The sequence below is a fragment of the Streptomyces poonensis genome (assembly GCF_014650915.1).
GTDB lineage: Bacteria > Actinomycetota > Actinomycetes > Streptomycetales > Streptomycetaceae > Streptomyces > Streptomyces poonensis.
Window position 1 is genome coordinate 1 of the sequence record NZ_BMVW01000036.1, and the last position, 11,482, is coordinate 11,482.

General features: G+C 75.8%; 1 protein-coding gene. It reads left to right on the forward strand.

Annotation, left to right across the window (positions count from 1 at the left end):
• On the forward strand, positions 1-11,482 hold an 11,482-nt coding region (locus IE242_RS37180; RefSeq protein ID WP_189867510.1), incomplete at both ends, for a type I polyketide synthase.

Here is an 11,482-nt window from a genome sequence, read left to right on the forward strand (position 1 = left end):
CGCCGGAGTACTGGGTGGAGCACGTCCGCGAGGCGGTGCGGTTCGCCGACGGCATCGCGACGCTGCACGAGCTGGGTGTGGGCACGTTCGTGGAGATCGGGCCGGGGGGTGTCCTGAGCGCCCTCGCCCAGGGCTGCCTCGACGGCGACGCGGACGTCGTCACGGTGCCCGTCCTGCGGGCCGACCGCCCCGAGGAGCAGGCCGTCGTCACCGCCCTCGCCGACCTGCACGTGCACGGGCACGAAGTGGACTGGCGCGCCTTCTTCCCGGGTGCCCGCCGCGTCGACCTGCCGACCTACGCCTTCCAGCGCGAGCGCTACTGGCTGGAGGCTCCCGAGGCCGAGGCAGAGGCCGCAGCCGTGGACGCGGTCGACGCCGAGTTCTGGGCGAGCGTCGAGCGGGAGGACGCCCAGTCCCTCGCCGCCACGCTGGAGCTTAGCCCCGGGGAACTCGACGTCGTCATCCCCAAGCTCTCCGCCTGGCGCCGCCGACGGCGCGAGCAGTCCCTCGTGGACGGCTGGCGCTACCAGCTGACGTGGCAGCCGCTGAACGGCCTCTCCGCCGGTGACCTCACGGGCACCACCTGGCTGTTCGCCGCCCCCGAGGGCGACCAGTGGGCCCGGACGGTCCACGAGTCCCTCACCGGACGCGGCGCGTACCTGGTCCCGCTCGCGACCGGCGTGGGCGCCGACCGCGCGTCCCTGGCCGAGGAGCTGACCTCAGCCGTGGCCGCCGCCGGACCGGTCGACGGCATCCTGTCGCTGCTCGCCGTCGACGAGACCGCCACGCCCGGGCAGCCCGCGTTGCCGCAGGGGCTCGCGCACACCGTGGCCCTGGCCCAGGCGCTGGGTGACGCGGACGTCGACGCACCGCTGTGGTGCGTCACCCGGGGCGCGGCCGCCACCGGCCGATCCGACGACGCGCCGCTGAGCGCCGTGCAGAACCAGGTCTGGGGGCTGGGTCGCGCCCTGGCCCTGGAACACTCCCGGCGCTGGGGCGGCCTGATCGATCTGCCCGCGGCCGTCGACGAGCGCGCCGCCGGCCGTATCGCCGCCGTACTGCGACAGGGAACCGCCTCGCTCGGCCAGGGGACCGGCACCGGGGAGGGCGGGGAGGACCAGGTCGCCGTCCGCTCCTCCGGCGTGTTCACCGCCCGGCTCGCCCACGCCCGCAGCGAGAGCGGCCGGCCGTGGACGCCACGCGGCACCGTCCTGGTCACCGGCGGTACGGGCGCGCTGGGCGGGCACATCGCCCGCTGGCTCGCCGGTGCCGGCGCCGAGCACCTGGTGCTCGCCGGCCGCCGCGGCGCCGACGCGTCCGGCGCGCCCGCGCTCAAGGCCGAACTGGAGGAGCTGGGCGCGCGCGTCACCCTCGCCGCCTGCGACGTCTCCGACCGCGACGCGGTGGCGGCGCTGCTCGCCGAGCACACCTTCACCTCCGTCTTCCACGCCGCGGGCGTGCCCCAGTTCGGCGCCTTCGACGAGCTGGCCCCGGCCGATCTCGCCCGCACCCTGGCGGCGAAGGCCCATGGCGCCGCGCACCTGGACGACCTGCTCGGCGACCGTGAGCTGGACGCCTTCGTCCTCTTGTCCTCGATCGCCGGCGTCTGGGGCAGCGGGCTGCAGACCGGTTACGCGGCCGCCAACGCCTTCCTCGACGGGCTCGCCGCCCGGCGCAGGGCCCGGGGCCTGACCGCCACCGCCATCGCCTGGGGCCCCTGGGCCGACGGCGGCATGGTCACCGACTCGGACGAGGAGCACCTGCGCCGCCGTGGGGTCGTCACCCTGCCCGCAGCCCTCGCCGTGACCGCCGTCCAGCGCGCCCTGGACTGCGACGACACCGCGGTCGTCGTGGCCGACATCGCGTGGGACCGGTTCATCGGACCGTTCACCCTCGGCCGTCCCAGCGCCCTGCTGTCCGAGCTGCCCGAGGTGCGCCGCGCCGCCCCGGCCGACGCCGCCGAGGGAACCGGCGCCACGCCCCTGGCGGCCCGGCTCGCCGGACTGCCGGAGGCCGAACGCACCCAGGCCCTGGCCGACCTGGTCCGCGCGCACGTCGCGGCCGTGCTCGGCCACTCCTCGGCGGCGGAGATCGAGCCCGACCGGGCCTTCAAGGACCTCGGCTTCGATTCCCTGACCGCCGTCGAACTCCGCAACGAGGTCAACGCGGCGACCGGCCTCGCACTGCCGCCCACCCTGGTCTTCGACTACCCCAACGCCACGGCGCTCGCCCGCTTCCTGCAGAGCGAACTGCTCGAGGCGCAGCCCGCCGCACCACAGGCGCAGCATTCGGCCGCCGCCGACGACGAGCCCATCGCCATCGTCGCCATGAGCTGCCACCTGCCCGGCGGCGTCGACTCGCCGGAGGCCCTGTGGGATCTGGTGACGTCCGGCGGCGACGCCGTCTCGGAGTTCCCCTCCGACCGCGGCTGGGACCTCGACGGGCTCTACGACCCCGACCCCGAGCGGCCCGGCACGGCGTACGCGCGCGACGGCGGGTTCCTCCACCACGCCGCCGAGTTCGACGCGGGTTTCTTCGGCATCTCGCCGCGTGAGGCGCTGGCGATGGACCCGCAGCAGCGGCTGCTGCTGGAAACCTCGTGGGAGGCGTTCGAGCGGGCCGGGATCACCCCCGCACAGCTGCGCGGCAGCCGGACCGGTGTCTTCGTCGGCATGGCCTACCAGGGCTACGGGGCCGAGGCGCGCCGGATGCCGGAAGGCGTCGAGGGGCATCGGCTCGTCGGCGGCGCGTCCAGCGTCGTCTCCGGCCGGGTGGCCTACACCTTCGGCCTGGAGGGCCCCGCCGTCACGATCGACACGGCCTGCTCCTCCTCGCTCGTCGCTCTGCACCTGGCCATGCAGTCGCTGCGCAACGGCGAGTGCACGATGGCGCTGGCGGGCGGTGTCACCGTCATGGCCAGCCCCACGGTCTTCGTCGAGTTCAGCCGGCAGCGCGGACTTTCCGTCGACGGGCGGTGCAAGGCGTTCGCCGCCGGTGCCGACGGCACCGGCTGGGCGGAGGGCGCGGGCGTGGTGCTCGTGGAGCGCCTCAGCGACGCCGTGCGCAACGGCCACCAGGTGCTGGCGGTCGTGCGGGGCAGCGCGGTGAATCAGGACGGTGCGTCGAACGGTCTGACGGCTCCCAACGGTCCCGCGCAGCAGCGGGTGATCCGGCAGGCGCTGGCCTCGGCCGGGCTCACGCCGGGCGACGTGGACGCCGTCGAGGCGCACGGCACCGGTACGAGGCTGGGTGACCCGATCGAGGCGCAGGCGCTGCTGGCCACGTACGGTCAGGAGCGGGCGGACGGGCAGCCGCTGTGGCTGGGGTCGCTGAAGTCCAACATCGGCCACACGCAGGCCGCCGCGGGTGTCGCCGGTGTGATCAAGATGGTGATGGCGTTGCGGCACGGTGTGCTGCCGCGGACGCTCCATGTGGACGAGCCGACCCCGCACGTGGACTGGTCGGCGGGTGACGTGCGGCTGCTGACGGAGGCCGTCGACTGGCCGGAGACGGACCGCCCGCGCCGGGCAGCCGTCTCCTCCTTCGGCGTCAGCGGCACCAACGCCCACACCATCATCGAGCAGGCCCCCGCCGCCGCGGCCGGGCCGGGCGCGGCACCCGCCCCGAGCGCGCCGGTGCCCTGGGTGCTGTCGGGCAAGGGCGAGGCGGCACTGCGCGCCCAGGCGGCCCGGCTGGCCGGCCACCTCGACGGCGTGGGCGGCTGGACGGCCGCCGACATCGGCTACTCCCTGGCCCTGCGCGAGACGTTCGAGGACCGTGCGGTGCTCCTGGCGCAGGAGCCGGACGACCTCCGGCACGCTCTCACCGCCCTCGCCGCCGGTGAACCGGCCGCCAACGTGACGCTGGGACGCGCCCGCTCCGGCGGCAGGACCGGTTTCCTGTTCTCGGGTCAGGGGTCGCAGCGGATCGGAATGGGGCGTGAGCTGTACGAGGCGTTCCCCGTCTTCGCCGACGCGTACGACGAGGCGTGCGCGCGTCTGGAGGCGCCGGTCGACGTCGATGACGAGGGTCTGCACCGGACGGGGGCGGCGCAGCCGGCGTTGTTCGCGGTGGAGGTGGCGCTGTTCCGGCTGCTGGAGTCGTGGGGCGTCCGCCCGGACTATGTGGCCGGTCATTCGGTGGGTGAGATCGCGGCCGCGCATGTGGCGGGGGTGTTGTCGCTGGAGGATGCCGCGGCGCTGGTGTCCGCCCGTGCGCGGCTGATGCAGGCGCTGCCGGAGGGCGGGGCGATGGTTGCGGTCCAGGCATCCGAGGAGGAGGTGCTGCCGCATCTGGCCGAGGGTGTGGGTGTCGCGGCGGTCAACGGGCCGCGGTCGGTGGTGGTCTCGGGTGCCGAGGCGGCGGTCCTCGCCATCGGTGAGGTGTTCCGGGAGCAGGGCCGCAAGACGTCCCGGCTGAAGGTGAGTCATGCGTTCCACTCGCCGTTGATGGAGCCGATGCTGGCGGAGTTCGGTGAGGTGGTCGCCGGTCTGTCGTTCGAGCAGCCGCGGATTCCGGTGGTGTCCAACCTCACCGGGCGGCTGGTCGAGTCGTACACGCCGGAGTACTGGGTGGAGCACGTCCGGGAGGCTGTGCGGTTCGCCGACGGCATCGCGACGCTGCACGAGCTGGGCGTGACCACGTTCGTGGAGATCGGCCCCGGCGGCGTCCTCAGCGCCCTCGCCCAGGGCTGCCTCGACGACGCGGTCGCCGTGCCCGTGCTGCGCGGCGACCGCCCCGAGCGGCAGGCCGTCCTCGGCGCACTCGCCGAACTCCACGTGCACGGCGTGTCCCCGCACTGGCAGGCGCTGTTCCCCGGCGCCCGGCGGGTCGTCCTGCCGACCTACGCCTTCCAGCGCGAGCGCTACTGGCTGGAAGGTGACGAGGGCCCGGCGGCCGCCGGCACCCCGGCCGACGCGGCGGACTCCGGTTTCTGGGACAGCGTGGAGCGCGAGGACGCGGAGTCCCTCGCCGCGGCCCTCGGCGTGGACGCGGACGCCTCGCTGAGCGCCGTCCTGCCCCGGCTCTCCGCATGGCGCCGCCACCGCCGCGAGCAGTCCGTGGTCGACGGCTGGCGCTACCGCGTCACCTGGAAGCCGCTCGGCGCGCTTCCACGGTCCGGCGCGTCCGGCACCTGGCTGCTGGTCGCCGCCGCGGAGAGCGAGTGGACCGGCTCCGTCCGCACCGCGCTCGTCGACCGCGGCCTGGACCTGGTGACACTCGTCGCCGGGCCCGGCACCGACCGCGGGGCGCTGGCCCGCGAACTGGCCGGCGCCGGCCCGGTGACCGGCGTGCTCTCCCTGCTCGCCGAGGACGACAGCGCCTCGGGAACCGACCCCGCACTGACCAACGGGCTCGCCGCGACCCTCCGGCTGGTGCAGGCGCTCGGCGACGCGGGCATCGACGCGCCGCTGTGGTGCGCCACCCGCGGCGCGGTGGCCACCGGCCGCTCCGACCGCGTGGACCGCCCGCTGCAGTCGCAGGTGTGGGGCTTCGGCCGGGCCGCGGCGCTCGAACACCCGCAGCGCTGGGGCGGCCTGCTCGACCTGCCCGACGTGCTCGACGCCCGGACCGCCGCCCGCGTGGTCGCCGTCCTCGGCCAGACGGCCGAGGACCAGGTCGCCGTCCGCGCCTCGGGCGCCTTCGGACGCCGCCTCGTGCGGGCCGCCCGCGCCACCGGCCCCGCCCGGGGCTGGTCGCCGCGCGGCACGGTGCTGATCACGGGTGGTACGGGTGCGCTGGGCGGGCACGTGGCCCGCTGGCTCGCCGGTGCGGGAGCGGAGCACCTGGTGCTCGCCGGCCGCCGAGGCCTGGACGCCCCCGGTGCCGCCGCTCTGCGGGCCGAGCTGGAGGAGACGGGCGTCGACGTGACCGTCGCCGCCTGCGACGTGGCCGACCGCGACGCGGTGGCGGCCCTGCTCGCCGTGCACCCCGTCGACGCCGTGGTGCACGCCGCCGGCGCCAGCGACCACGCCATGATCGAGGACAGCGACGAGGCCGGGTTCGCCGGCACGGTCGCGGCCAAGACAGCGGGCGCCACACACCTGCACGAACTGCTGGCCGACCGGGATCTCGACGCCTTCGTCATGTTCTCCTCGGGTGCCGGCATCTGGGGCGGTGCCGGCCAGAGCGCCTACGCGGCGGCCAACACCTACCTGGACGCTCTCGCCGAGTACCGGCGGGCCCGCGGGCGCGCCGCGCTCGCCGTCTCCTGGGGCGGCTGGGCCGAGGGCGGCATGGCCGGCGTCGGCGACGGGGAGGAGATGCTGCGCCGCCGTGGCCTGCCGCCGATGCGCCCCGCCCTGGCGATCTCCGCGCTGCAGCAGGCGGTGGCGGACGACGAGACCCTCCTCACCGTCGCCGACTTCGACTGGCAGCGGTTCATCGGCCCGTTCACCGTCACCCGCCCCAGCGCCCTGTTCTCCGACATGCCCGAGGCCCGCGGCGCCCTGGAGGCCCCGGCCTCCGGCGGCGCCGAGGCCGGCAACGCGCTCGCGGCGAAGCTGGCCGTGCTGTCCGCGGGCGAGCAGGACCGCACACTGGTGGACCTCGTCCGCGCGCACGCGGCCGTCGTGCTCGGCCACGACGGCGCCGCGGCGGTGGAGCCCGGCCGGGCCTTCAACGACCTCGGCTTCGACTCGCTGACAGCCGTCGAACTGCGCAACCGGCTCACGGCCGACACCGGTCTGAAGCTGCCCACCACGCTGGTCTTCGACCACCCCGACGCCACCGCCCTGGCCCGCTTCCTGCGCACCGAGCTCCTCGGTGCGCAGGAAGCCGCGCCCCAGGAGCTGCACCCGGCCGCCACCGGCGGCGACGAGCCCATCGCGATCGTGGCCATGAGCTGCCGCCTGCCCGGCGGCGTGGGCTCGCCCGAGGACCTGTGGCAGCTCGTGACGTCCGGCGGCGACGCGATCACCGCCTTCCCCGAGGACCGCGGCTGGGACGTCGAGGGCCTCTACGACCCCGACCCCGGCGCGCCGGGCAAGACGTACACGCTCGCCGGCGGCTTCCTGCACGAGGCGGGTGACTTCGACGCCGCGGTGTTCGGGGTCTCGCCGCGCGAGGCGATCGCGATGGACCCGCAGCAGCGGCTGCTGCTGGAGATCACGTGGGAGGCGTTCGAGCGGGCCGGCATCGCCCCGGCCTCCCTCAAGGGCAGCCGCACGGGCGTGTTCGTCGGCATGTCCTACCAGGGCTACGGCGCCGGCCTCCCGGAGGTCCCCGAGGGAGTCGAGGGCCACCTGCTCACCGGCAGCGCCGCGAGCGTCGTCTCCGGGCGCGTCGCCTACTCGTTCGGCCTGGAGGGCCCGGCGGTCACCGTCGACACGGCGTGCTCGTCGTCGCTGGTGGCCCTGCACCTGGCCATGCAGTCGCTGCGGAGCGGCGAGAGCACGATGGCCGTCGCGGGCGGTGTGAACGTCATGGCCCTGCCGGCCGCGTTCGTCGAGTTCAGCCGGCAGCGCGGACTCTCCGTCGACGGCCGCTGCAAGGCGTTCGGGGCCGGCGCGGACGGCACCGGCTGGGCGGAGGGCGCGGGCGTGGTGCTCGTGGAGCGCCTCAGCGACGCCGTGCGCAACGGCCACCAGGTGCTGGCGGTCGTGCGGGGCAGCGCGGTGAACCAGGACGGCGCGTCCAACGGCCTGACCGCGCCCAACGGTCCCGCGCAGCAGCGGGTCATCCGGCAGGCCCTGGCCTCCGCCGGGCTCGGTGAGGCCGACGTCGACGCCGTCGAGGCGCACGGCACGGGCACCCGGCTGGGTGACCCGATCGAGGCACAGGCGCTGCTCGCCACCTACGGGCAGCAGCGGCCGGAGGGCCGGCCGCTGTGGCTGGGTTCGCTGAAGTCCAACATCGGCCACGCGCAGGCCGCCTCCGGGGTGGCCGGTGTGATCAAGATGGTGATGGCGCTGCGGCACGGTGTGCTGCCGCGGACGCTGCACGCCGAGGAGCCGACGCCGCACGTGGACTGGTCGGCGGGTGACGTGCGGCTGCTGACGGAGGCCGTCGACTGGCCGGAGACGGACCGCCCGCGCCGGGCCGCCGTCTCCTCCTTCGGCGTCAGCGGCACCAACGCCCACACCATCATCGAGCAGGCCCCGGTGGCCGAACCGGCCCCCGTCGCACCGGTCGAGGTCGCCTCGGCGACCGTGCCGTGGGTGCTGTCCGGCAAGTCCGAGGCCGCGCTGCGCGCCCAGGCCGAGCGCCTGCTGGTCCGTACCGCCGACGGCACCGGGCCCTCCCTCACCGACATCGGCTTCTCCCTGGCCACCACCCGAACCGCCCTGGAGCACCGCGCCGCCGTGGTCGGCGACGACCACGGCCGGCTCACCGAGGGCCTGCGGGCTCTGGCCGAGGGGCGGCCCGCGCCCGGCGCCTACCTCGGGCGCGCCGACACCGGCCAGGTCGGGTTCCTCTTCTCCGGTCAGGGCTCCCAGCACGCCGGCATGGGACGGGAGCTGTACGAGGCGTTCCCGGTCTTCGCGGAGGCGTACGACGAGGTCTGCGCCCACCTCGACCGGCACCTGGACCAGCCGCTGCGGGCCGTGGCCTTCGGCGAGGACGGCCACGAGGACGGCGAGCACCTGAACCGCACCGCCTTCACCCAGCCCGCGCTGTTCGCGCACGAGGTCGCCGTCCACCGGCTGCTGGAGTCCTGGGGTGTGCGGCCCGACTACCTGGCCGGGCACTCCGTGGGCGAGATCGCGGCCGCGCACGTGGCCGGGGCACTCACGCTGGAGGACGCCGCGACGCTGGTCTCCGCGCGGGCCCGGCTGATGCAGGCGCTGCCCGAGGGCGGGGCGATGATCGCCGTCGAGGCCACCGAGGACGAGGTCCTGCCGCACCTCACCGAGGGCGCCGGCATCGCGGCCGTCAACGGTCCGCGGTCCGTCGTGCTCTCGGGGGCCGAGGACGCCGTGGCGGCCGTCGCCGCACACTTCGCCCAGGAGGGCCGCAGGACGTCCCGGCTCGCGGTGAGCCACGCGTTCCACTCGCCGCTGATGGACCCTGTGCTGGAGGAGTTCGCCCGCGTCGCCGCCGGTCTGCGCTTCGAGCCCCCCCGGACACCGGTCGTCTCCAACCTCACCGGCCGGCTCATCGACTCGTACACCGCGGACTACTGGGTCCGGCACGTCCGCGAGGCCGTGCGCTTCGCCGACGGCATCGCGACGCTCGGCGAGCTGGGTGTGACCACGTTCGTGGAGACCGGACCCGGCACGGTGCTCAGCGGCATGGCCCGGACCTGCCTGGACGACGCGGTCACCGTCCCCACCACCCGGTCCGGCAGCCCCGGGCCCGAAACAATCACCGACGCCCTCGCGCGGCTCCACGTGCACGGCGTCCCCGTCGACTGGCACGCGTACTTCGCGGGCCGCGGCGCCCGCCGCACCGACCTGCCCACCTACGCCTTCCAGCACCAGCGGTACTGGCTCACGACCACCGCGCCCACGGCCGCCGCGACGGGGGCCGACGCCGTGGAGGCCGGGTTCTGGGAGACGGTGGAGCGCGAGGACGCCCAGTCCCTCGCCGCCACCCTCGACCTGCCCGCCGGACAGCTGGACGCGGTGCTGCCCCGGCTGTCCGCGTGGCGCCGGCGGCAGCGCCGGGAGTCCGCCGCGGAAGGCTGGTCCTACCGCACGGCCTGGAAGCCGCTCGGCGGCCTGCGGACGGGCCGGCTCACGGGCGACTGGCTGTTGCTGTCCACCGAGGATCCCGGCGACCCCGAGGCCACCGGGTGGACCGCCGCCGTCGCCGACGGGCTCACCGCCCTCGGTGCCCGGCTGGTCCGCGTGGCGGTCGCTCCCGACGCCGACCGCGGCGCACTGCGGCGGCAGCTCACCGACGCCGCCGGGCGGACCCCGCTCGAGGGCGTGCTCTCCCTGCTCGGCACCGACGAGCGGCCGTACTCCGGGCACCCGGCCCTGCGCGTCGGCACCGCGCTGACCCTGGCGCTCGTGCAGGCCCTGGGCGACGCGGGGATCGACGCCCCGCTGTGGGCACTGACCAGGTCCGCCATGTCCACCGGCCGTGCGGACACGGTTCCGAGCGCCGCCCAGAACGCCGTCTGGGGCCTGGGACGGGTCGCCGCGCTGGAGCACGCGGACCGCTGGGGCGGCCTGATCGACCTGCCCGGCACGATCGACGGCCGCATCGTCGGCCGCCTCGCCGCGGTCCTCGGCCAGCGGGACGAGGACCAGGTCGCGATCCGCCACCGCGGCGTGTTCGGCCGCCGACTGGCCCATGTCACCGCCCGTCGCGACACCCCGGCCGGGCAGCGCTGGTCGCCGCGCGGCACGGTGCTGATCACGGGTGGTACGGGTGCGCTGGGCGGGCACGTGGCCCGCTGGCTCGCCGAAGCCGGCGCGGAGCACCTGGTGCTCACCAGCCGCCGCGGCCCCGACGCACCCGGCGCGGCGGACCTCGTCGCGGAGCTGGAGACGGCAGGGGCCCGGGTCACCGTCGCCGCGTGCGACGCGGCCGACCGCGAGGCGCTCGCCGGGCTGCTCGCCGAGCACCCGGTGGACGCCGTCGTCCACGCCGCGGGCGTGGACCACCTGGACCCGTTGGACGCCATGACACCGGGCGCCTTCGCCGACGCGCTGTCCGCCAAGGCGGCCGGAGCCCTGCACCTCGCCGAGCTGCTCCACGACCGGGAGCTGGACGCCTTCGTCCTCTTCTCCTCCATCGCCGGCGTGTGGGGCAGCGGCCACCAGGCCGCCTACGCGGCGGCCAACGCCCTGCTCGACGGGGTCGCCGAACGCCGCCGGGCCCAGGGCCTGCCGGCGACCGCCGTGGCCTGGGGCCCGTGGGCCGACGGCGGCATGGCCGAGGGCGACGGCGCGGACGAGCGGCTGCGCCGCCGCGGCCTGATCCCGATGCCGGCCGCGCTCGCCCTGGTCGGGCTGCGGCAGGCGCTGGACTCGGGCGAGGCGACCACCACACTGGCCGACGTCGACTGGGGACGGTTCCTGCCCCCGTTCACCATGGGCCGCCCCAGCGCCCTCCTCGGCGACCTCCCGGAGGCCGAGCAGATCCGCACCGCGGGCGGCTCCTCCGGCGGGCCGGGAACGGCCGCCGACTCGCCGCTGGCCGGCCGCATCACCGCGCTGCCGGAGAACGAACAGCACACGCTGCTGGTCGACCTCGTCCGCACGCACGCGGCAGCCGTCCTCGGGCACAGCGGCATCGGCGAGGTCGAGGCCGACCGGGCCTTCAAGGAGCTGGGCTTCGACTCGCTGACCGCCGTCGAACTGCGCAACCGGCTCAACGACGAGACCGGTCTCACCCTGTCCGCCACGCTGGTCTTCGACCACCCCAACGCCCAGGCACTCGCCCGGCAGCTGCGCACCGAACTCACCGGCCGCACCGGAGTGCCGGCACCGGAGGCCGCCGCCGGACCCGCCGAGGACGACGAGCCCATAGCCATCGTCGGTATGGCGTGCCGTTATCCGGGCGGGGTGCGTTCGCCCGAGGATCTGTG